Genomic DNA, 21,565 nt, shown 5'->3' on the forward strand with positions numbered 1-21,565 from the left:
CACATGTCCGAACCGACCGGTGCCGCCCGCCGTCGCGGGCCCTTCAAGGTCGGGGACCAGGTTCAGCTGACCGACCCCAAGGGCCGCCACTACACGTTCACGCTCGAGGCCGGGAAGAACTTCCACACCCACAAGGGTTCCTTCCCGCACGACGAGCTGATCGGCGCTCCCGAGGGCAGCGTTGTCCGCACCACCGGGAACGTCGCCTACCTCGCGCTGCGCCCCCTGCTCCCCGACTACGTCCTGTCCATGCCCCGCGGGGCAGCCGTCGTCTACCCGAAGGACGCGGGGCAGATCCTCGCCTTCGCCGACATCTTCCCCGGCGCGCGCGTCGTGGAGGCCGGCGTCGGCTCCGGCTCGCTCAGCAGCTTCCTGCTGCGCGCCATCGGCGACCAGGGCATGCTGCACAGCTACGAGCGCCGCGAGGACTTCGCCGAGATCGCCCGGCAGAACGTGGAACGCTACTTCGGCGGCCCGCACCCCGCCTGGCAGCTCACCGTCGGCGACCTCCAGGACAACCTGAGCGACACCGACGTCGACCGCGTCATCCTCGACATGCTCGCCCCCTGGGAGTGCCTGGAGGCCGTCTCCAAGGCACTCGTGCCCGGCGGCATCCTGTGCTGCTACGTCGCGACCACCACCCAGCTCGCCCGGACCGTCGAGTCCATCCGGGAGATCGGCTGCTTCAACGAGCCGACCGCCTGGGAGACGATGATCCGCAACTGGCACATCGAGGGCCTGGCCGTCCGCCCGGACCACCGGATGATCGGCCACACCGGCTTCCTGCTCACCGCCCGCCGCCTCGCCGACGGCGTCGAGCCGCCCATGCGCCGCCGCCGGCCCGCCAAGGGCGCCTACGGCGAGGACTACGAGGGTCCCAACGCAGCCGGGGGCACCACCGGCCGCTGAGACGGCCCGGTGCCGCGTACAACGTGTCCGCGCCGTGGCGGAGTTCCCGTGCTCCAGCGGGAAATCCGCCACGGCGCTTCTGCGTTGGCACGACGCGACGTCCGCGACCGGCACAGGTTCCCGGACGCGGGAAGTTCACACCCCCGCCGTTCCCCCGCACTGTGACGTGTGGCACGATGCTGGCCATCCCACCGGCACAGCCCTCACAGGAGACCCTCCTAGTGCAGCCTTCCGCCGTCCCGGAGCTCGCCCACGCGCACACCCGCCCGATCCACTGGCTCGCCACCGCGACGGCCGTCGCCGCCGTCGTGGCCCTGTCCTCGGTCCTGCAACCCGGCGCGGCGACGGCGGCCCAGGCGGCCGGCCCCGGCACGAAGAGCGCCCCGGCCCCGGCCGGCCTCGCGGCGCCGGACCCGGCACACGTCGCGTTCCCGCTCGAGTGCGGCCCGGTCGAGGCCGTGGTGAAGAAGAAGGCCTCCGGGGACCTCGACGGCGACGGCCGGCCCGAGACGGTCGCCGTGGTGCACTGCGACGCCCCCATGGGCACCCCGCCGGACGGCGTGTACGTCCTCACGCGCGCCCTCGACGACGGCAGGCCGCGCGTGGTGGCCACCCTGGCCGACCCCCGGGACGGCACGACCGTCGGCGACTTCGCCGTCCGCGACGGTGCCGTGGCCGCCACGCTGCTGGGCTACTCGTCGGCCGACGTGCCCCGTTGCTGTCCCGACGTCAGCAGTGACGTGAAGTGGCGTTGGGAGAACGGTGCGTTCGTACGCTCCACGCCGGCCGGGGCCCGCAGCGCGTGAGGCGCACGCCCGGAATGTGATAAATCAGACAAAGGTGACGATGTGTGGCGAATTGGTCACCCGGCGTCAGGGCCGTAGACCTCGACCTTGTCCAGAACGCGGCGCACGTGGATGCACTCGCCCGGGCACTCCTTCGCGGAGTCGACCACGTCCGTGAGGAGCGGGAGGGGCACGGGCGTTGCCGCCCCCCTGTCCTGGAGCAGCTCGTCGTCCGCGCCCTTCACGTAGGCCAGGCCGTCGATGTCCAGCTCGAACACCTCGGGCGCGTACTGGGCGCAGATGCCGTCGCCGGTGCACAGGTCCTGGTCGATCCAGACCTCCAGCGCCTCTCCGCCCGCCCCGGCCTCCTGCTGCACGCTCATCTCTCCTGCCGTTTCTGCGCCGAGCCGTACGGGAATCCGGCCAGCTCTGGCGGGTGTTGAACGCTTCGACCCTACCTCCGACTGGGTTCCAATCATGTTCGCTGGGTATTCCCCTGGCGTGAGGGAGAGCGCAAGGGTGAAGATCGGACACACCCCGACCGTCTTTGTGATCTAGGGGTTTCAATCGACACCCGCCCAGGTAGGGTCTGGAAGCGTCCAGCTCCCCTTGGAGGAGGTGAGGACCGTGGCAGCCCACGACGACGACATGAACCGCGGCATCCGCCCGGGACGCGGGTCCGACGACCCGGCCGGGCAGATCGCTTACCTTGAGCAGGAGATCGCCGTCCTGCGACGCAAGCTCGCCGACTCTCCGCGACACACGAGGATTCTCGAAGAGCGGATCGTCGAGCTGCAGACCAACCTGGCCGGCGTGTCCGCCCAGAACGAACGACTCGCCAACACGCTCCGTGAGGCCCGCGACCAGATCGTGGCCCTCAAGGAGGAGGTCGACCGGCTCGCGCAGCCCCCGGCGGGCTTCGGGGTGTTCCTCGCGGCGAACGAGGACGGCACGGCCGACATCTTCACCGGCGGCCGCAAGCTGCGGGTGAACGTCAGCCCGAGCGTCGAGCTCGACGAGCTGCGGCGCGGCCAGGAAGTGATGCTCAACGAGGCGCTCAACGTGGTCGAGGCCATGGAGTTCGAGCGCGTCGGTGACATCGTCACCCTCAAGGAGATCCTCGAGGACGGTGAGCGGGCCCTGGTGCTCGGGCACACCGACGAGGAGCGGGTGGTGCGGCTCGCCGAGCCGCTGCTGGACGTCACCATCCGCCCCGGCGACGCCCTCCTGCTGGAGCCCCGCTCCGGCTACGTCTACGAGGTCGTGCCGAAGAGCGAGGTCGAGGAGCTCGTCCTCGAAGAGGTCCCCGACATCGGCTACGAGCAGATCGGTGGCCTCGGCAACCAGATCGAGATGATCCGCGACGCGGTCGAGCTCCCGTACCTGTACCCGGACCTGTTCAAGGAGCACGAACTGCGGCCGCCCAAGGGTGTCCTGCTGTACGGGCCCCCCGGATGCGGCAAGACCCTGATCGCCAAGGCGGTGGCCAACTCGCTGGCCAAGAAGGTCGCCGAGGTGACCGGCCAGGCCGCCGGCAAGAGCTTCTTCCTGAACATCAAGGGCCCCGAGCTGCTGAACAAGTACGTCGGCGAGACCGAGCGGCAGATCCGCCTGGTCTTCCAGCGGGCCCGTGAGAAGGCCAGCGAGGGCACACCCGTCATCGTCTTCTTCGACGAGATGGAGTCCCTCTTCCGCACCCGCGGCTCCGGTGTCAGCTCGGACGTGGAGAACACCATCGTCCCGCAGCTGCTCGCCGAGATCGACGGTGTGGAGGGCCTGCAGAACGTGGTCGTGATCGGTGCCTCCAACCGCGAGGACATGATCGACCCCGCGATCCTGCGCCCCGGCCGGCTCGACGTGAAGATCAAGATCGAGCGTCCGGACGCCGAGGCGGCCAAGGACATCTTCGGGAAGTACCTCACCGAGCGCCTTCCGCTGCACGCGGAGGACCTCGCGGAGCACGGCGGCGACAAGGGCGCGTGCGTCCAGGCGATGATCCAGACGGCCGTGGAACACATGTACGCGGAATCCGAGGAGAACCGCTTCCTGGAGGTCACCTACGCAAACGGCGACAAGGAAGTTCTCTATTTCAAGGACTTCAATTCCGGTGCCATGATCGAGAACATCGTGGGCCGCGCCAAGAAGATGGCGATCAAGGACTTCCTCGAGAAGAACCAGAAGGGACTCAGGGTCTCCCACCTCCTCCAGGCCTGCGTGGACGAGTTCAAGGAGAACGAGGACCTGCCGAACACCACCAACCCGGACGACTGGGCCCGGATCTCCGGCAAGAAGGGCGAGCGGATCGTGTACATCCGCACCCTCATCACCGGAAAGCAGGGCACGGACACCGGACGCTCCATCGACACGGTGGCGAACACCGGTCAGTACCTGTAAAAGACAGGGCGGCTGCGGGTGCCCTCAGTGGGTACCCGCAGTCGGCTGTTTTCGGGGCCACGGCTGGAGCAAGGCAATGACGCAAATGATCTCCCCACCAGTGCAAAGGCGTTCTAGGCTCTTCCGTACCGCCGAGTCGCGCAGTGCGGGGACGGGCACCGCACACGCAACCGAGCGCCAGCGGTATCTGAGCGGCGTCCACGACCGAGGGCGCCGCCGGGCAAGGAGGGCCGCATGACCGTACGGCGAGTAATGGGCATCGAGACGGAGTACGGGATCTCCGTCCCCGGTCACCCCAACGCCAATGCCATGCTCACCTCGTCCCAGATCGTCAACGCCTACGCGGCGGCGATGCACCGGGCCCGCCGGGCCCGCTGGGACTTCGAGGAGGAGAATCCGCTGCGGGACGCCCGGGGCTTCGACCTCGCCCGGGAGGCCGCCGACGCCAGCCAGCTCACCGACGAGGACATCGGCCTGGCCAATGTGATCCTCACCAACGGTGCACGGCTCTACGTCGACCACGCGCACCCCGAGTACAGCGCGCCCGAGGTCACCAATCCGCGCGACGCCGTCCTGTGGGACAAGGCCGGCGAGCGGATCATGGCGGAGGCCGCGGAACGGGCCGCCCAGCTCCCCGGTGCCCAACCGATCCACCTGTACAAGAACAACACCGACAACAAGGGCGCGTCCTACGGCACGCACGAGAACTACCTGATGAAGCGGGAGACCCCCTTCTCGGACATCGTGCGCCACCTGACGCCGTTCTTCGTCTCCCGCCAGGTCTTCGCCGGAGCGGGCCGCGTCGGCATCGGCCAGGACGGACACGAGCACGGCTTCCAGCTCAGCCAGCGCGCGGACTACTTCGAGGTCGAGGTCGGCCTGGAGACCACGCTCAAGCGCCCGATCATCAACACCCGCGACGAGCCGCACGCGGACGCCGAGAAGTACCGGCGGCTGCACGTGATCATCGGCGACGCGAACCTGTCGGAGATCTCGACGTACCTCAAGCTGGGCACGACCGCCCTGGTGCTGTCGATGATCGAGGACGGCTTCATCGCCGTCGACCTGGCCGTCGACCAGCCGGTGCGCACCCTCCACCAGGTCTCGCACGACCCGTCGCTGACGCGTCTGGTCACCCTCCGCAGTGGCCGCACGCTCACCGCGGTCCAGCTCCAGATGGAGTACTACGAGCTGGCGCGCAAGTACGTGGAGGAGCGCTTCGGGGCGGACGCCGACGAGCAGACCAAGGACGTCCTGGCCCGCTGGGAGGACACCCTCACCCGTCTGGAGAACGACCCGATGAGCCTGGCCGGCGAGCTGGACTGGGTCGCCAAGCGGGAGCTCATGGAGGGCTACCGGCGCCGCGACGACCTGGACTGGGACGCGGCGCGGCTGCACCTGGTCGACCTCCAGTACGCCGACGTGCGCCCCGAGAAGGGCCTGTACAACCGTCTGGCGGCCCGCGGACGCATGAAACGGCTGCTGGACGAGGCCGAGGTCGAACGGGCCCGTACGAAGCCGCCCGAGGACACGCGCGCGTACTTCCGCGGGCGCTGCCTGGAGCAGTACGCCGACGACGTCGCGGCGGCCTCCTGGGACTCGGTGATCTTCGATCTTCCGGGCCGGGACTCCCTGCAACGCGTTCCAACCCTGGAACCGCTTCGCGGAACGCGTAATCACGTCAAGGAGCTCCTGGACCGCTGCCGTACCGCGGAGGACCTGGTCAGGGTCCTGTCGAGCGGCTGAGCGGGTACCCGGGCGAAGCAGCCGGGCAGGGTGGAAAATCCCGGGTCCGGGAATCATCGAGGTGGTCCCCGTACGTTGGAGCAACTGCGGGACCGTTGTCAGACCCGGCTTGTAGGGTCTGATCTTGACCGAGCAACTGTGTCGGGCGAACCGAGCGGGGTGAGGGTGATGGCGACCAAGGACACCGGCGGCGGACAGCAGAAGGCCACCCGGTCCACCGAGGAGACCGAGGAGCAGGCGCCGGAGGCGCAGGCTTCGGAGGACCTCAAGGAGCGGCACGAGAAGCTCTCGGACGACGTGGACTCCGTCCTCGACGAGATCGACGACGTGCTCGAGGAGAACGCGGAGGACTTCGTGCGCTCCTTCGTCCAGAAGGGCGGCCAGTAGCCCGCTCCCGCCTTCGTCCGGAAGGCGGGCGGGCCGGTGACGGACGGGCGGACGACGACGGGACGCTGCGCGCGGTGCGGTGGGACCGTGCCGCGCGCGGCCTTCGCGTAGCGGTTGTCCGCCGTTGACCGCGGACACGGCACCGCTGCGGCCGGGCGCCGCGAGAGCCCCGGGACGAAAGCTGCGGCCCCGTCCGGACCGTCGCTTTCGCCGGGGGTGTGGATCACCGCCGGAAGGCGGGTAGGGTCCCTGCCGTAGCGTGCTCCAGCCGTCTCGTCCGCTGGGGCAGTTCCAAGGATCGGCCCGACGTCACAGGGCGGGCTGCCGCATACGTGGAAGGAATCGCGTGGAAGCCAACACTCGTAGCACCGGGCGTCTACCAGCTGCCTTCCTGACGCCAGGGTCTTCCTCCTTCATGGACTTCCTGTCGGAGCACCAGCCCGAACTGCTGCCGGGCAGGCGCACCTTGCCGCCCCTCCAGGGGGCGGTCGAGGCGCCGCACGGCACCACGATCGTGGCCGTGACGTTCCCCGGCGGTGTCGTGCTCGCCGGTGACCGGCGGGCCACCATGGGCAACGTCATCGCGCAGCGGGACATCGAGAAGGTCTTCCCGGCCGACGAGTACTCGGCGGTGGGCATCGCCGGCACGGCGGGCCTGGCCGTGGAGATGGTGAAGCTGTTCCAGCTGGAGCTGGAGCACTTCGAGAAGGTCGAGGGCGAGCAGCTGTCCCTGGAGGGCAAGGCCAACCGGCTGTCGACCATGATCCGTTCCAACCTCGGCATGGCCATGCAGGGCCTCGCCGTGGTGCCCCTGTTCGCGGGCTACGACGTGGACCGCGACAAGGGGCGCATCTTCTCCTACGACGTGACGGGCGGCCGCTCCGAGGAGCACGGCTACGCGGCGACGGGCTCCGGCTCGATCTTCGCGCGCGGCGCCATGAAGAAGCTCTTCCGGGACGACCTGAGCGAGTCCGAGGCCACGACACTCGTGGTCCAGGCCCTGTACGACGCGGCAGACGACGACTCGGCGACCGGCGGTCCCGATGTCGCCCGCCGGATCTATCCGATCGTCACCGTGATCACCGAGGACGGCTTCCGCCGGCTCTCCGAGGACGAGGCGTCCCAGATCGCCCGGTCCGTCCTGGAGCGGCGTCTGGAGCAGCCCGACGGTCCGCGGGCCGCGCTGCTGTAGGCGGCGAGCGCTTTGTTGTCAGGTGATCCAGTGACTTCCACAGAAAGGGACGGATAACCGGTGTCGACGCCGTTCTATGTCTCACCCCAGCAGGCCATGGCCGACCGGGCGGAGTACGCCCGCAAGGGCATCGCCCGCGGTCGCAGCCTGGTCGTGCTGCAGTACGCCGACGGCATCGTGTTCGTCGGCGAGAACCCGTCCCGCGCGCTGCACAAGTTCAGCGAGATCTACGACCGGATCGGCTTCGCGGCCGCCGGCAAGTACAACGAGTACGAGAACCTGCGGATCGGCGGCGTGCGCTACGCCGACCTGCGGGGTTACACCTACGACCGGAACGACGTGACCGCCCGCGGTCTCGCCAACGTCTACGCCCAGACGCTCGGCACGATCTTCTCCAGCGTCGGTGAGAAGCCGTACGAGGTGGAGCTGGTCGTCGCCGAGGTCGGGGAGACGCCCGACCAGGACCAGATCTACCGGCTGCCGCACGACGGGTCCATCGTGGACGAGCACGGCTCGGTGGCGGTGGGCGGCAACGCGGAGCAGATCAGCAGCTACCTGGACCAGCGGCACCGGGACGGCATGACGCTGGCGGAGGCGCTGAAGCTGGCCGTGCAGGCCCTGTCGCGCGACACCAACGGCAGTGAGCGGGAGATCCCCGCGGAGCGGCTGGAGGTGGCGGTGCTGGACCGTACGCGGCCCCAGAAGCGCAAGTTCAAGCGCATCACCAGCCGGCAGCTGTCGCGTCTCCTGGAGGCGGGCGGCGCGTCGACCGCGTCGGAGGCGGAGGCCCCGGGAGACGACGAGTAGCGCTCGGCCGCGGCCCGCGGCCGCCCCGCCGCGCGCCCCGACCGGTCCCCGGTCGGGGCGCGCGGCGCGTCCGGGCCGCCTCCTAGGCCCTGTCGTCGGGCTCCCGCCCGCCGGGCGGTGCCGTGGAGCCCCGTACCACCAGGTGCACCGGGATGTCGCCACCGTCGGGCTCGCGGCCCTCCAGGACCGCCAGGAGCGCCCGCATGCCCCGCTCGCCGAAGAGCTCCGCGTCCAGGCGCACCGTGGTCAGCTCGGGGTCGATGGCCGTGGACAGGGCGAGGTCGTCCAGGCCGGTGACGGAGAGGTCGTCGGGGATGCGCAGGCCCAGGCGGCGGGCGGCCTTGTACGCGCCGGCCGCGAGCTTGTCGTCGTCGCAGACCAGCGCGGTCGGGCGGGGGCCGGACGCGCGCAGGGCGCTCTCCGTGGCCGCCACGGCGCCCTCGATGGAGATGGGCGCCCTGGCCGTGCGCAGGGACGTGCCCGGGACCCGGCCGATCCGGTCCGCCAGTTCCCGGGCGCGCACCTCGAAGGTCCAGGAGGCGACGTCCGCCGCCAGGTGGAGGAAGCGGCGGTGGCCGAGGGCCAGCAGGTGCTCGGCCACCTGTCGTATGCCGTCCGCGATGTCGAGGTTCACCGTCGCCGCGCCGGTGCTGCCCTCGGGGTCGCTGTCCAGCATCACCAGCGGGAGCTGGTCGCCGCGGATCGCGCTCAGCGCGTCGGCGGCCATGGAGGAGGCGATCACGCCGTCCAGGGCGGCCTGGGCGGAGGCGAAGGGGTCCCTGGCCGGGCCGATGCCCTCGGGGGAGGGGTAGAGGACCACGCCGAAGCCGTTCTCGGCGGCGACCCGGGCGGCGCCCGTGTAGACGCCGGCGAAGAACTCCGTGGTCAGGGCCGGGACGACGAGGAGGACGGTGCGGGTGCGGCCCAGGCGCAGGTTGCGGGCCGCCAGGTTCGGGCGGTAGCCGAGGTCGCGGGCGGCGTCGCGGACGCGCTGTGCCGTGGCCTCCGAGACGCGGCCGCGCCACTTGCCGCCGAGCACCAGGGAGACCGCTGCCTGGGAGACGCCGGCGGCCCGGGCGACGTCCCGGCTCGTGGGGCGTGTGCTGCCTCGTGCCACCGTCGGGCCGCTCCTTCGTATGGACTCGTGAACAGCGGCCATGGTACGTATGAGAGAACTAGTTATACGTAAAACCCCTCGGGGGGCCGGTCGGCGCCGCGGGTGAGTGGAGGGCGGAGATGGCCACGGGTTATCTGGAGGTACTCCGGGCGCGGCACGCCGCCCGGCTGCTCGTCGGCACACTGGTGGGGCGGCTGCCCAACGCCACGGCGGCCATCGCGATCGTGCTGTTCGTGCGCGCGGAGGGCGGGACGTACAGCCTGGCGGGAGGTCTCGCGGCCGTGTACGGCGTCGCCAACGCCGTGGGGCAGCCCGTCCTGGGGCGGCTCGTCGACCTGCACGGGCAGCCGCGTGTGCAGCTGCCCGCGGCGGTGCTCTCGGGCCTGGCGATGGTCGCCTTCGCCTTCGCCGGCATCGAGCCGCTCCCGCCGGCCTACGCGGCCGTGGCCGCCGCCGGGCTCTTCACACCGCCCCTGGAGGGCGGGCTGCGGGCGCTGTGGCCCTCCGTCCTGCGCAGGGAGGACCAGGTGCACACGGCGTACGCCATGGACGCCGTGGCCCAGGAGGTGATGTTCACCGTCGGACCGCTGCTGGTGACCCTGTGCGTGTCCCTGTGGTCGGCCCAGGCCGCGCTCCTCGTCCTGAACGCCGTGGGGATCCTCGGGGCCCTGTGCGTGGTCGTCTCGCCGCCCTCGCGCGCGTGGCGGTCGGCGCCGCGCGAGGCGCACTGGCTGGGGGCCCTTCGCTCGCCGGGACTGCTGGCGCTGCTGGGGGCGTTCCTCTTCATCGGGATGGCGCTGGGCTCCATCACGGTCGCCGCGGTGCCGTACGCGGACGAGCACGGCGGTGACGCGGTGTACGGGTGGCTGATGGCCGCCCTGGGGTTCGGCGCGCTCATCGGCGGCACGTTCTACGGGGCCCGGCAGTGGGCCGGTGAGCCGGCCCGGCGACTGCAGGTCCTGGTGGCCCTTCTGGCGGTGTGTTACCTGCCGCTGATGCTCATGCCGGGAGCGGTCGCCATGGTGGGCCTGACCGTGCTCTCCGGCGTCTTCCTCGCGCCGTCCATCGCCTGCGCGTTCGTGCTGGTCGACCGGCACGCGCCGCGCGGCACGGTCACCGAGGCGTTCTCCTGGCTGGTGACGACGTTCACCGTGGGGGCGTCCGTCGGAACGGGTGTCGCCGGGCCCGTCGTCGAGGCGGGCGGGCCCCTGTGGGGATTCGCCGTGCCGTGGGCCGCGGGAGGCGTGTCGCTGCTGGTTTTGACGGCCACGGGACGGGTACTGGCGGTTCCCGCCGGGACAGCGGTGATTGCGACCGGTTCGGAAAATGATCCAAACCGTGCTGCCGAACCCCGTTTCAGCACGCAGGATCAGGCGTAATGTTCCCTCATGGACCGCCGCATTTTCGGGCTGGAGAACGAGTACGGCGTCACGTGCACGTTCAGGGGACAGCGCCGCCTGTCGCCTGACGAGGTGGCGCGGTACCTCTTCCGCCGTGTCGTGTCATGGGGCCGCAGCAGCAATGTCTTTCTGCGAAACGGCGCCCGCCTCTATCTCGACGTGGGGTCACATCCGGAATACGCCACACCCGAATGTGACAACGTGATCGAACTGGTCACCCACGACAAGGCCGGCGAGCGCATTCTGGAAGGACTCCTGGTAGACGCGGAGCGACGCCTGCACGAGGAGGGAATCGCGGGCGACGTCTACCTCTTCAAGAACAACACCGACTCGGCGGGCAACTCCTACGGGTGTCACGAGAACTATCTGGTGGCCCGGCACGGGGAGTTCTCGCGGCTCGCGGACATCCTCATTCCGTTCCTGGTGACCAGGCAGTTGCTGTGCGGCGCCGGCAAGGTGCTGCAGACGCCGCGCGGCGCCGTGTACTGCGTCAGCCAGCGGGCCGAGCACATCTGGGAGGGCGTCTCCTCGGCGACGACCCGCTCCCGGCCCATCATCAACACGCGCGACGAGCCGCACGCGGACGCCGAGCGCTACCGCCGCCTGCACGTCATCGTGGGCGACTCGAACATGTCCGAGACCACCAACCTGCTCAAGGTCGGCGCCACCGACCTGGTGCTCCGCATGATCGAGGCGGGCACGGTGATGCGGGACCTCACCCTGGAGAACCCCATCCGGGCGATCCGCGAGGTCAGCCACGACATCACCGGCCGCCGCAAGGTCCGCCTGGCCAGCGGCCGCGAAGCCTCCGCCCTGGAGGTGCAGCGCGAGTACTACGAGAAGGCGCTGGACTTCTGCGAGCGCCGCGGCATCCGCACCGGCACCGTCGAGCGCGTGCTGGAGCTGTGGGGCCGCACGCTGGACGCGATCGAGGCCGAGGACCTCGACCGCATCGGCACCGAGATCGACTGGGTCATGAAGTACAAGCTCATCGAGCGGTACCGGGCCAAGCACAACATGACCATGTCGCATCCGCGGGTCGCGCAGATAGACCTCGCCTACCACGACATCCACCGCCGCCGTGGCCTGTACTACCTGCTCGAGAAGAAGGGGCAGGCCACCCGGGTCTGCAACGACCTGAAGATCTTCGAGGGCAAGTCCGTCCCGCCGCAGACCACCCGGGCCCGGCTGCGCGGCGACTTCATCCGGCGGGCCCAGGAACAGCGCCGGGACTTCACCGTCGACTGGGTCCACCTCAAGCTCAACGACCAGGCACAGCGCACGGTGTTGTGCAAGGACCCGTTCCGCTCCGTGGACGACCGGGTGGAGAAGCTGATCGCCGGAATGTGAGCGGACGCGTTCCGAGGGCAACGGCCGGAACGCAACACGGGCGCCGCACGTTACCGGTGCGGCGCCCTTCTCACGCCGTAGAGTTGCGCGCACGCCATCAACAAGATCGACCGATTACGAGGCCCCCACCGTGCGCCGACGCTCCCTCCTGATTGCCGTACCCGCTGGACTGGTCACGCTCGCCGCATGCGGCGACGAGGAGTCCGACTCGAGCAAGGCCAGCGACAGCGCGTCGCCCTCGGCGCCGGCCACGTCCGCCGCGCCGCCGCCGAAGATCGTCGACGGTCCGCTGCCGGCGATCACGGCGGGCACCGGGTTCGACGAGAAGCCGACGGTCGCCAAGGGCAGCGGGGACCCGTCGAAGCAGCTGGCGGTGAAGACGCTCATCGCGGGCGGCGGCAAGACGGTCGCCGAGAACGACTTCGTCCTGGCCCACTACCTCGGCCAGGTCTGGGACACCGGCAAGGTCTTCGACAACTCCTACGACCGCAAGACCCGCCTGGTCATCCAGCTCGCCCAGGGGAGCATCATCGACGGCTGGCGGTACGGCCTGACCGGCAAGAAGACCGGCAGCCGCGTCGAGATGGCCGTCCCGCCCACCTGGGGCTACGGCAAGCAGGGCAACCAGCAGGCGGGCATCAAGGGCACCGACACCCTGGTGTTCGTGGTCGACGTGAAGGACACCTTCAGCGCCAAGAGCTCCGCCAAGGGCACCGAGGTCGCCCAGGACGACACCGGCCTGCCCAGGGTCGGCACCAACACCGACGGCAAGGCGCCCGCCATCGAGGTCCCCGAGGCCGGCGCCCCGAAGAAGCTCGTGGCGAACTACGTGATCGAGGGGGACGGCGAAAAGGTCGGCGCCCAGGACAGCGTCCTCGTGCAGTACAAGGGCGTCCTGTGGGACGGCGGCAAGGAGTTCGACTCGACGTACGGCCGGGGGCAGCTGACGTCCTTCTCGCTCCAGCAGGTCGTCAAGGGCTGGGCGCAGGGCCTGACCGGCAAGAAGGTCGGCAGCCGGGTCCTCATCGTCGTCCCGCCGGAGCTGGGCTACGGCGACAACCCGCCGCAGGGCAGTCCCATCAAGAAGGACTCCACGCTGGTCTTCTCGGTCGACATCCTGGCCAAGATGTGATCCTTGGGGATGTAAGACTGTGCGTGTTCGCCTTTCCGTAGACAAGCAGGAGCCAGAGACGTGAGCATCGACAAGCCCGAGATCGACTTCCCGGGCGGCGAGCCCCCGGCGGACCTCGAGATCAAGGACATCTGGGAAGGCGACGGCCCGGTCGCTCAGGAGGGTCAGACCGTCACCGTCCACTACGTGGGTGTCGCCTTCAGCACGGGCGAGGAGTTCGACGCCAGCTGGAACCGGGGCACTCCCTTCCGGTTCCCGCTGGGCGCCGGCCGGGTCATCAAGGGCTGGGACCTGGGCGTACAGGGCATGAAGGTCGGCGGCCGCCGCCAGCTGACCATCCCCGCCCACCTCGCCTACGGCAACCAGAGCCCGACCCCGGCCATCAAGCCGGGCGAGACCCTGATCTTCGTGGTCGACCTGCTCGGCGTCTGACGGACGACCGGCCGGGGTCCGGTCGACGACCGGTCGCCGGAAGGAAGACGCTCCGGTCGCCGGACGTCCTCGGTACGGGATCCGACCGGAGCCGATCACCTGGGGCCCACGCCTGTCCGGGCGTGGGCCCTCGGCTTTTGCCCCGCCGCCGCGGGGCGGTACGGTCGTCGTTCGTAAGCACCATAGGGAGGCGAAGGGCGTCGATGGCCATTGCCAAGGCCGAGCGGCTGATGAACCTGGCGCTGTGTCTGCTCGGGACGCGGCGGCCGCTCAGCAAGCGCGAGCTGCGCGAGTCCATCGAGGCCTACCTCGAGGCGGGGTCCGACGACTCCTTCAACCGGATGTTCGAGCGCGACAAGGACGACCTGCGGGAGCTCGGCCTGGTCATCGAGACCGTCGAGAGCCTGGACGGCGAGGTCGGCTACCTGGCCCGCCGCGACAGCAACCGCCTCCCGCCCATCACCCTCGACGCCGAGGAGGCCGCCGCGCTCGGGCTCGCCGCCAAGGTGTGGCAGCAGGCCCGGCTGGCCGGCGCGGCCAGCGGCGCCCTGCAGAAGCTGCGCGCGGCCGGACTGCCCGAGGACGTCGACCCCTACGGGGCCCACGGGGCGCTGGAGCCGCGCATCCCCGTGCACGAGGCCGCCTTCGAGCCGCTGATGCTGGCCTGCCGCGACCGCCGCCCGGTCGTCTTCGACTACCGCAAGGCCAACGCCGCCCAGCCCGAGCCCCGGCACGTCGAGCCGTGGGCGCTGGAGTGCTGGCGCGGCCACTGGTACCTGGCGGGCTGGGACCGCGACCGGGGCGCCGAGCGGGTGTTCAGGCTGTCCCGGATCACCGGCAGGGTGCGCTCGCGCGGCGGCCGGTTCACCGCCCCGGTGCCGGACGTCGTCACCGTGCGCGAGACCGTCGCGAGCTGGGCCGGGGAGACCGCCGACCGTTCCGCGCGGATCCGGCTGCGTTCCGGCGCGGGGTACCCCCTTCGGGCGAAGGCCACCTCGGTGCGGGAACTCGACGGCGACTGGGACGAGTTGGAGATCCCGTACGGGCACGGCCTGGACGCCTGGCTGGTGGAGTTCGGGCCGGACGTGGTGGTCCTGGAGCCGGCGGAACTGCGGGCCGACGTGGTGGACCGGCTGCGTGCCGTGGCCAAGGGCTGAGGGGGAGCGGAGCAGACAGTGGCAGGCAAACCGGTCAGGCCCGTGAACGCCATCGACCAGACCCGGCGGATGCTCTCCCTGGTGACGTACCTCAGGGAGCGCCCCGGGGCCCGGGTCGCGGACGTGGCGCGCGCCTTCGGCATCACGGAGGACGAGCTCGTCTCCGACCTCGACGTGCTGCCCATGTGCGGCACCAGCTTCCGCGGCGGCGACCTGCTGGACATCGACACCGACGGCGAGCGCATCTGGTGGCACAACCCCGCCGCCCTCGGGGCGGAGGCGGCCGAGCCGCTCAGGCTCGCCGCCGACGAGGCCACCGCCCTGCTGGTCGCCGCCCGTGCCGTGGCGACCCTGCCCGGCCTGCGCGAGAGCGACCGGCAGGCCCTGCTGCGGGCCACCGCGAAGGTGGAGGCCGCGGCCGGCGAGGCGGCGGGCGCCAGCTCCCGGCTGTCGGTGACCTTCGAGTCCGAGGGCGGTGTCTTCGCGGACGTCGACCGGGCGATCTCCGAGCGCCGCCGGCTGTGGATCCGCTACTACTCGCCCGCGCGCGACGAGGTGACCGAGCGCGAGATCGACCCCATCCGCCTGGTCAGCATCGGCCACACCTACGTCGAGGCCTGGTGCCGCCGCTCCGAGGCGCGCCGCACCTTCCGGCTCGACCGGGTCGCCGAGATCAAGATCCTCGACGAGCCGTCCGCGCCCCCGGAGATCGAGCTGCGCGACCTGTCGGAAGCGCTGGTGCAGCCCGCGGCCGAGGATCCCGAGGTCGTCGTCGAGGTCGGCCCGGGCGGCCGCTGGGTCGCCGAGTACTACCCGCACGACAGTGCCGATGAGCTTCCCGACGGCGGACTGCGCATCACTCTGCGGACGCCGGACCCGGCGTCGCTCAGGCGCCTGGCGCTGCGGCTGGGGCGCGACGGCCGGATCGTCTCGCCGCCCGAGCTCGCCGACAGCGCCCGGCGGGCGGCCCGCGAGGCGCTGGCGGCGTACGACGGGTTCGAGGCGGCCGAGGCACAGCGGGCGCACACCGTGCGCGCGGCGCGGGACGGGCAGGACGACAGACACGAGTGAGCCCGGCGGGCGCGCCGGTGTCTCGGAGGGCGAGGGCGCCGGGGCCCGCGGGGCCGGGCACGGTCCTCCCCGGCCGGGGCGCCCCGGAGCCGAACGACCGGAAGAAGGGGAGCGAGGGCTGTGAGCGAGTCGGCGATGTCTGGTGCGCGGGGCATGACGGTGGCGTCCGCGTTCGCCGGGATGAGAAGCGTGGCCCCGGTGGTGTTCAGGGCCGGCTGCCCGGACTGCCGCGGGCGCTTCGAGCTCGCCGCGAGCGCACTGCGCCTCGCCATCGGCGCCACGAGCCGTACGACGTTCTACTCCTTCACCTGCCCCGAGTGCGGCGTCGCCGTCCGCAAGCCGGCGGGGGAGCGGATCGTCGAACTGCTCACCGGGGGCGGGGTCAGGACGCTGCGGCTGCACTCGACGGTGTAGGACGGCGTGGGCACTGCCCAAAACGGTCTAGGCTCGACGTCATGTTCTGGCCGATGTTCGCGGTTGCCGTGGGTTTTCTGGGTCTCGTGGTGCTCGGGGTGTTCGCCGTACGGGTCTTCCTGGAGGCCCAGCGCCTGGGCAGACAGGTCGGCGACTCCGCGCGCCGCATCAGCCGGGCCGCCGAGGACCTGGAGCGGGCGGCACAGAGCGCGGCCCGCTCCGTGGACACGCTGTGAGGTGCGCCGGGCGTGGCCCGCGAGTCACGTGCCGGAGGCGCTTCGGCCGCTTCGTCCTGTCGACTTGCCGCTTCCGACAGGTACGCTGCTGATCGCGGCCCGGAAAACGAGGCTCGGACCGCGAGCCGGGAGTACGCACGGGGATTGCCGGAGGTTCACCCCCGAGCGTTACGATCGCTGCCGGCACGGTCGTTCGGACGCACGTCCGACCGGTCGGGCAGCCCCCCACCCACCCGCCTCGGTGAGAAGGTAAAGACTTATGGGACGGCTCGGACCTACCGAGATCATTCTGATCCTCGTCGTCATCATTCTGCTCTTCGGCGCGAAGAAGCTTCCGGACATGGCCCGCTCGCTCGGCAAGTCCGCCCGCATCCTGAAGAGCGAGGCCAAGGCGATGAAGGAGGACGACAAGTCCCCCGCGCCGGCCGACCCGCCGCACAAGACCGACGAGCAGCCCGCGCAGCGTGTCATCCAGGCCGCTCCCGGCGACGTGACCAGCTCCCGCCCGGTCACCGAGCCGACGGACACGACCAAGCGCTGACGCAGGGCCGGTGACCTCCGGCCCGCCGCACGAGATGGGAACGTGGGTTGCTGAAGTCTGCCCGCAAGAAGGAGAAGGATCCCGAGGGGCGGATGCCCCTCGCGGAACACCTGCGTGAGCTCCGCAACCGGCTTGCGAAGGCCGTTCTGGCCATTGTCGTCGTCACCGTCGTGGCCGCCTTCTTCTACAACGACATCATCAACTTCTTCACCAAGCCGGTCCTGGAGTCGGTCGGCTGTTCCCAGTCGTTCGAGGAACTGGCCAAGTCCGACACCAAGCCGTGCGCGCAGATCACGATCAACGGCCTGCTCACCCCCTTCACACTGGCGCTGAAGGTCTCCCTGATGGCCGGTGTCGTCCTGGCCGCGCCCATCTGGCTCTACCAGCTGTGGGCGTTCGTCGCCCCGGGCCTGCACAGGCACGAGAAGAAGTACGCCTACGCGTTCGTCGCCACGGGCTTCCCGCTCTTCCTCATCGGTGCCTTCTTCGCCTACAAGGTGCTGCCCGCCACGGCGAAGGTCCTCATCGAGTTCACGCCGTTCGGCGTGGACAACCTGCTGCCGCTCGACGACCTGCTCGACCTCGTCACGCGCATGGTGATCGTCTTCGGCCTCTCCTTCGAGCTGCCCCTGCTGCTGGTCATGCTCAACTTCACCGGGGCCATCTCCGGCAAGCGCATGCTCGGCTGGTGGCGCGGCATGATCATGGGCATCACCGTCTTCGCGGCCGTCGCCACGCCGAGCACGGACCCGCTGACCATGCTGGCGCTCGCCGGGCCGATCTGGATCCTCTACTTCGCCGCCGTGCTCGTCGCACTCCTCAACGACCGGCGCGCACGCCGCCGCGAAGCCCTGGGGCCCGCCGACGACGAGGCCTCCGAGCTGGACCTCACGCCCGAGGACATCGGCGAGATCGAGCCCGTATCGACCAGCGGCGCGCTGCCCGAGCAGGCCACCAGGGACCGGGTCAACGGTTATGACGACGTGACCTGAGGACCGGGAAGCGGCCCGCGGGACCATCGCGTGACCGGGCGGGCCACCCTTCTTCGCCGGCCCCGCCGCGGGCCGCGGCCGGGCGCCCGTGCGGCGCGCCCGGCCGCTCGCGCGTCACGGGCGCCCGCGCGGCGCGCCCGGCCCTGAGCTGGGAGGGTTCCGGGGGCGACGGGCGCGGATCCGGATAATGATCGTCCTGTTGTCGGTGCGGCCCGGTACGCTCGAAAGCACGATGACAGAGGACCTCTCACCGGCCGAGCGGTACGCGGCAGCACGCAGGCGCGCTGCCGAGCAGGCCACCGCGCTCGCCTCCTTCCGCGAGATGTACGACTTCGGCCTCGACCCCTTCCAGATCGAGGCCTGCCAGGCGCTCGAGGCGGGGAAGGGCGTGCTGGTCGCCGCGCCCACCGGCTCCGGCAAGACGATCGTGGGCGAGTTCGCCGTCCACCTCGCCCTCCAGCAGGGCAGGAAGTGCTTCTACACGACCCCCATCAAGGCGCTGTCGAACCAGAAGTACGCCGACCTGTGCCGGCGCTACGGCACGGACAGGGTGGGCCTGCTCACCGGCGACAACAGCGTCAACTCCGACGCCCCGGTGGTCGTGATGACCACCGAGGTGCTGCGGAACATGCTCTACGCCGGTTCGCAGACCCTGCTGGGCCTCGGCTACGTGGTCATGGACGAGGTGCACTACCTCTCCGACCGCTTCCGGGGCGCCGTGTGGGAGGAAGTGATCATCCACCTCCCCGAGTCGGTGACCCTGGTCTCCCTGTCGGCGACCGTGTCGAACGCCGAGGAGTTCGGGGACTGGCTCGACACCGTCCGCGGCGACACCGAGGTGATCGTCTCCGAGCACCGGCCCGTGCCGCTGTTCCAGCACGTGCTGGCCGGGCGCCGGATGTACGACCTGTTCGAGGAGGGCGAGGGCCACAAGAAGGCGGTCAACCCCGACCTGACGCGGATGGCCCGTATGGAGGCGAGCCGGCCGTCGTTCCAGGACCGCCGGCGCGGCCGTGCCCTGCGCGAGGCGGACCGGGAGCGCGAGCGCAGGCAGCGGTCCCGGGTGTGGACGCCGAGCCGGCCCGAGGTCATCGAGCGGCTGGACGCCGAGGGCCTGCTGCCCGCGATCACGTTCATCTTCAGCCGCGCCGCCTGCGAGGCCGCCGTCCAGCAGTGCCTGTACGCGGGCCTGCGGCTGAACGACGAAGAGGCCCGGGAGCGGGTGCGGGCACTGGTCGAGGAGCGCACCGCCTCCATCCCCCGCGAAGACCTGCACGTCCTGGGCTACTACGAGTGGCTGGAGGGCTTGGAGCGAGGCATCGCCGCCCACCACGCGGGCATGCTGCCGACCTTCAAGGAGGTCGTCGAGGAGCTGTTCGTCCGCGGCCTGGTCAAGGCGGTCTTCGCCACCGAGACCCTCGCGCTCGGCATCAACATGCCCGCCCGCTCGGTGGTGCTGGAGAAACTCGTCAAGTGGAACGGCGAGCAGCACGCCGACATCACCCCCGGCGAGTTCACGCAGCTGACCGGGCGGGCCGGCCGGCGGGGCATCGACGTCGAGGGCCACGCCGTGGTGCTGTGGCAGCGCGGCATGAACCCCGAGCACCTCGCGGGACTGGCCGGCACGCGCACGTACCCGCTGCGGTCCAGCTTCAAGCCGTCGTACAACATGGCGGTCAACCTGGTGGAGCAGTTCGGGCGGCACCGGTCGCGCGAGCTGCTGGAGACCTCCTTCGCCCAGTTCCAGGCCGACAAGTCGGTCGTCGGGATCTCCCGGCAGGTGCAGCGCAACGAGGAGGGGCTGGCGGGCTACCGGGCCTCGATGACCTGCCACCTGGGGGACTTCGAGGAGTACGCGCGGCTGCGCCGCGAGCTGAAGGACCGGGAGACCGAGCTGGCGCGGCAGGGGCAGGCGCAGCGCCGCGCGGAGGCCGCCGTCGCCTTGGAGAAGCTCAGGCCCGGTGACGTCATCCACGTGCCCACCGGCAAGTACGCGGGGCTGGCGCTGGTGCTGGACCCCGGCCTGCCCGCCGGGCGGTCCAACGGGCACCGCGGCTTCGAGCACCACGACGGGCCGCGCCCGCTGGTGCTCACCGCCGAGCGGCAGGTCAAGCGGCTGGCGTCCATCGACTTCCCGGTGCCGGTCGAGCCGTTGGAGCGGATGCGGATCCCGAAGTCCTTCAACCCGCGCTCACCGCAGTCCCGCCGGGACCTCGCCTCCGCGCTGCGCACCAAGGCCGCGCACATCGAGCCCGAGCGGCACCGCAAGCGGCGTTCCCAGGCGGCCGACGACCGTGAGATCGCCCGGCTGCGCAAGGCGATCCGCGCGCACCCCTGCCACGGGTGCGACGACCGGGAGGACCACGCCCGGTGGGCCGAGCGGTACCACCGGCTGCTGCGGGACACCTCGCAGCTGGAGCGGCGGATCGAGGGCCGCACCAACACCATCGCCCGCACGTTCGACCGGATCGTGGCGTTGCTGACCGAGCTGGACTACCTGCGCGGCGACGAGGTCACCGAGCACGGCAAGCGGCTCGCGCGGTTGTATGGCGAACTCGACCTGCTCGCCAGCGAATGCCTGCGCGCGGGCGTCTGGGAGGGGCTCTCCCCGGCCGAACTCGCCGCGTGCGTCTCGGCGCTGGTGTACGAGGCGCGGGTCGGTGACGACGCGCTGGCGCCGAAGCTGCCCTCGGGCGGGGCCAAGGCCGCCCTCGGGGAGATGGTGAGGATCTGGGGGCGCCTGGACGCTCTGGAGGAGGAGTTCCGGATCACGCAGACCGAGGGGGTCGGCCAGCGCGAACCCGACCTCGGATTCGCCTGGGCCGCGTACATGTGGGCTTCCGGCAAAGGGCTCGACGAGGTCCTGCGCGAGGCGGAGATGCCGGCGGGCGACTTCGTGCGGTGGTGCAAGCAGGTGATCGACGTCCTGGGCCAGATCCAGGCGGCGGCGCCCGAGGGGTCCACGGTGGTGAAGAACGCGCGCAAGGCGGTCGACGGGCTGCTGCGGGGAGTCGTGGCCTACTCGTCGGTGGGGTGAGGCCGCCGCCCGGAGGGCGCGGGCTGCCCGGGGCCGCCCGCGCCCGCACGGCGGCGGCGCACGCCGGTACGCCCTCGCGCCTTCGGCCCTTCCGGCTGCACGCCGCTCGGTGACATCGCGCGGGGGGCGCCGAAACCTTCCGCCGGGAGGCGCGACGCCTCCGCCCCGACCGGCCCGCCCTTGCCCCCACCCCCGGCGGGGCCCCCCGGCCCGCCGCCGTGTTCCCGTTTCCCCGGCCCGGCCGGCGCGGCACGGTGACCGACGCCGTGCCGCGTCTCGCACGTGCCCGGGCGCGCCCACCCGGTTCGGTTCAGCAGGCATCGTGGGCGGGCCGCGTGGGCAGGCTGTGTGCGGAGTCCCGCCGGGCAGGCGCCTCTCGTTCACCCGTCACGGTGAGTGGTTTTCGCACGCACGTACGTCGTCACACGGTGTGTGCGAATGGTGTCCGAGTGTGTAAATAAGCCCG

Annotated in this window: 20 protein-coding genes and 1 pseudogene; 19 read left to right on the plus strand and 2 right to left on the minus strand. The window is 70.9% G+C overall.

The genetic code is table 11. The annotated features are described in order from the left end of the window. Positions 1-3: 3 nt before the first annotated feature. Entirely contained in the window at positions 4-909 is a 906-nt protein-coding gene (locus tag AB0L29_RS18715; RefSeq protein ID WP_365828426.1) for a tRNA (adenine-N1)-methyltransferase, read from the plus strand. Positions 910-1,130: 221 nt separating this feature from the next. Then, a complete protein-coding gene (locus AB0L29_RS18720) occupies positions 1,131-1,715 on the plus strand; it encodes a hypothetical protein (RefSeq protein WP_365828428.1) in 585 nt (194 codons plus the stop codon). Positions 1,716-1,771: 56 nt separating this feature from the next. Here the strand turns inward: AB0L29_RS18720 and AB0L29_RS18725 are convergent, their stop codons facing one another. Then, the gene (locus tag AB0L29_RS18725) at positions 1,772-2,077 is read right to left on the minus strand and encodes a ferredoxin (RefSeq protein ID WP_365828430.1); all 306 of its coding nucleotides are present in this window, start codon (positions 2,075-2,077) and stop codon (positions 1,772-1,774) included. Positions 2,078-2,321: 244 nt separating this feature from the next. Between AB0L29_RS18725 and arc the strand changes: the two genes are divergently transcribed. The 6 genes and pseudogenes from arc to prcA all read left to right on the plus strand — a co-directional run bounded on the left by arc (position 2,322) and on the right by prcA (position 8,220). Further along, entirely contained in the window at positions 2,322-4,088 is a 1,767-nt protein-coding gene (gene arc / locus AB0L29_RS18730) for a proteasome ATPase (protein WP_365828432.1), read from the plus strand. 234 nt (positions 4,089-4,322) lie between these two features. Next, on the plus strand, positions 4,323-5,834 hold the full coding sequence (gene dop / locus AB0L29_RS18735; RefSeq protein ID WP_365828434.1) for a depupylase/deamidase Dop: 1,512 nt from the start codon (positions 4,323-4,325) through the stop codon (positions 5,832-5,834). Positions 5,835-6,002: 168 nt separating this feature from the next. Next, positions 6,003-6,221: a ubiquitin-like protein Pup gene (locus AB0L29_RS18740; protein WP_365828436.1), complete on the plus strand. Its 219-nt coding sequence runs from the start codon at positions 6,003-6,005 to the stop codon at positions 6,219-6,221. A 317-nt stretch (positions 6,222-6,538) separates the two neighbouring features. After that, positions 6,539-6,616: pseudogene (locus AB0L29_RS18745) on the plus strand (recombination endonuclease VII); the annotation flags it as partial. After that, positions 6,613-7,413, plus strand: a complete 801-nt coding sequence (prcB, locus tag AB0L29_RS18750; RefSeq protein ID WP_365828701.1) for a proteasome subunit beta — start codon at positions 6,613-6,615, stop codon at positions 7,411-7,413. The pseudogene AB0L29_RS18745 and the gene prcB, both read left to right, overlap by 4 nt. A 60-nt stretch (positions 7,414-7,473) precedes the next feature. Beyond that, a complete protein-coding gene (gene prcA, locus AB0L29_RS18755) occupies positions 7,474-8,220 on the plus strand; it encodes a proteasome subunit alpha (RefSeq protein WP_365828438.1) in 747 nt (248 codons plus the stop codon). Between the two features lie 82 nt (positions 8,221-8,302). Here prcA and AB0L29_RS18760 read toward each other — a convergent pair whose 3' ends face one another. Continuing rightward, positions 8,303-9,337, minus strand: coding sequence for a LacI family DNA-binding transcriptional regulator (locus tag AB0L29_RS18760; protein WP_365828440.1), 1,035 nt, complete (start codon positions 9,335-9,337; stop codon positions 8,303-8,305). Between the two features lie 119 nt (positions 9,338-9,456). On the opposite strand from AB0L29_RS18760, the gene AB0L29_RS18765 reads away from it, so the two are divergent. The 11 genes from AB0L29_RS18765 (at position 9,457) to AB0L29_RS18815 (ending at position 21,099) form a co-directional block, all read left to right on the plus strand. After that, entirely contained in the window at positions 9,457-10,716 is a 1,260-nt protein-coding gene (locus AB0L29_RS18765; protein ID WP_365828442.1) for an MFS transporter, read from the plus strand. 9 nt (positions 10,717-10,725) lie between these two features. Continuing rightward, the gene (pafA, locus tag AB0L29_RS18770) at positions 10,726-12,087 is read left to right on the plus strand and encodes a Pup--protein ligase (RefSeq protein WP_365828444.1); all 1,362 of its coding nucleotides are present in this window, start codon (positions 10,726-10,728) and stop codon (positions 12,085-12,087) included. Positions 12,088-12,217: 130 nt separating this feature from the next. Then, positions 12,218-13,219: an FKBP-type peptidyl-prolyl cis-trans isomerase gene (locus tag AB0L29_RS18775; RefSeq protein ID WP_365828446.1), complete on the plus strand. Its 1,002-nt coding sequence runs from the start codon at positions 12,218-12,220 to the stop codon at positions 13,217-13,219. 60 nt (positions 13,220-13,279) lie between these two features. Continuing rightward, on the plus strand, positions 13,280-13,651 hold the full coding sequence (locus AB0L29_RS18780; protein ID WP_365828448.1) for an FKBP-type peptidyl-prolyl cis-trans isomerase: 372 nt from the start codon (positions 13,280-13,282) through the stop codon (positions 13,649-13,651). A 203-nt stretch (positions 13,652-13,854) separates the two neighbouring features. Continuing rightward, positions 13,855-14,808, plus strand: a complete 954-nt coding sequence (locus AB0L29_RS18785; protein ID WP_365828450.1) for a WYL domain-containing protein — start codon at positions 13,855-13,857, stop codon at positions 14,806-14,808. 18 nt (positions 14,809-14,826) lie between these two features. Beyond that, on the plus strand, positions 14,827-15,879 hold the full coding sequence (locus AB0L29_RS18790; protein WP_365828452.1) for a WYL domain-containing protein: 1,053 nt from the start codon (positions 14,827-14,829) through the stop codon (positions 15,877-15,879). A 120-nt stretch (positions 15,880-15,999) separates the two neighbouring features. Then, positions 16,000-16,293 carry a hypothetical protein gene (locus tag AB0L29_RS18795; protein WP_365828454.1) on the plus strand — a complete coding sequence of 98 codons (294 nt, stop codon included), beginning with the start codon at positions 16,000-16,002 and terminating at the stop codon, positions 16,291-16,293. A gap of 41 nt (positions 16,294-16,334) precedes the next feature. Continuing rightward, on the plus strand, positions 16,335-16,529 hold the full coding sequence (locus AB0L29_RS18800) for a hypothetical protein (RefSeq protein WP_365828456.1): 195 nt from the start codon (positions 16,335-16,337) through the stop codon (positions 16,527-16,529). Positions 16,530-16,788: 259 nt separating this feature from the next. After that, on the plus strand, positions 16,789-17,070 hold the full coding sequence (gene tatA, locus AB0L29_RS18805) for a Sec-independent protein translocase subunit TatA (protein WP_365828458.1): 282 nt from the start codon (positions 16,789-16,791) through the stop codon (positions 17,068-17,070). A gap of 47 nt (positions 17,071-17,117) precedes the next feature. Beyond that, positions 17,118-18,062, plus strand: a complete 945-nt coding sequence (gene tatC, locus AB0L29_RS18810) for a twin-arginine translocase subunit TatC (protein ID WP_365828460.1) — start codon at positions 17,118-17,120, stop codon at positions 18,060-18,062. Positions 18,063-18,249: 187 nt separating this feature from the next. Further along, positions 18,250-21,099: a DEAD/DEAH box helicase gene (locus AB0L29_RS18815; protein ID WP_365828462.1), complete on the plus strand. Its 2,850-nt coding sequence runs from the start codon at positions 18,250-18,252 to the stop codon at positions 21,097-21,099. The last annotated feature ends 466 nt before the right edge of the window (positions 21,100-21,565 follow it).

It is taken from the genome of Streptomyces sp. NPDC052701, from assembly GCF_040678355.1.
Taxonomy (GTDB): Bacteria; Actinomycetota; Actinomycetes; order Streptomycetales; family Streptomycetaceae; genus Streptomyces.

What these genes read in the sequence shown, in the direction of transcription:
- AB0L29_RS18715 (WP_365828426.1), top strand. Translation starts at nt 4, where the DNA reads ATGTCCGAACCGACCGGTGCCGCCCGCCGTCGCGGGCCCTTCAAGGTC.
- AB0L29_RS18725 (WP_365828430.1), bottom strand. Translation starts at nt 2,077, where the DNA reads ATGAGCGTGCAGCAGGAGGCCGGGGCGGGCGGAGAGGCGCTGGAGGTC.
- dop (WP_365828434.1), top strand. Translation starts at nt 4,323, where the DNA reads ATGACCGTACGGCGAGTAATGGGCATCGAGACGGAGTACGGGATCTCC.
- AB0L29_RS18740 (WP_365828436.1), top strand. Translation starts at nt 6,003, where the DNA reads ATGGCGACCAAGGACACCGGCGGCGGACAGCAGAAGGCCACCCGGTCC.
- AB0L29_RS18765 (WP_365828442.1), top strand. Translation starts at nt 9,457, where the DNA reads ATGGCCACGGGTTATCTGGAGGTACTCCGGGCGCGGCACGCCGCCCGG.
- pafA (WP_365828444.1), top strand. Translation starts at nt 10,726, where the DNA reads ATGGACCGCCGCATTTTCGGGCTGGAGAACGAGTACGGCGTCACGTGC.
- AB0L29_RS18785 (WP_365828450.1), top strand. Translation starts at nt 13,855, where the DNA reads ATGGCCATTGCCAAGGCCGAGCGGCTGATGAACCTGGCGCTGTGTCTG.
- AB0L29_RS18800 (WP_365828456.1), top strand. Translation starts at nt 16,335, where the DNA reads ATGTTCTGGCCGATGTTCGCGGTTGCCGTGGGTTTTCTGGGTCTCGTG.
- tatA (WP_365828458.1), top strand. Translation starts at nt 16,789, where the DNA reads ATGGGACGGCTCGGACCTACCGAGATCATTCTGATCCTCGTCGTCATC.
- AB0L29_RS18815 (WP_365828462.1), top strand. Translation starts at nt 18,250, where the DNA reads ATGATCGTCCTGTTGTCGGTGCGGCCCGGTACGCTCGAAAGCACGATG.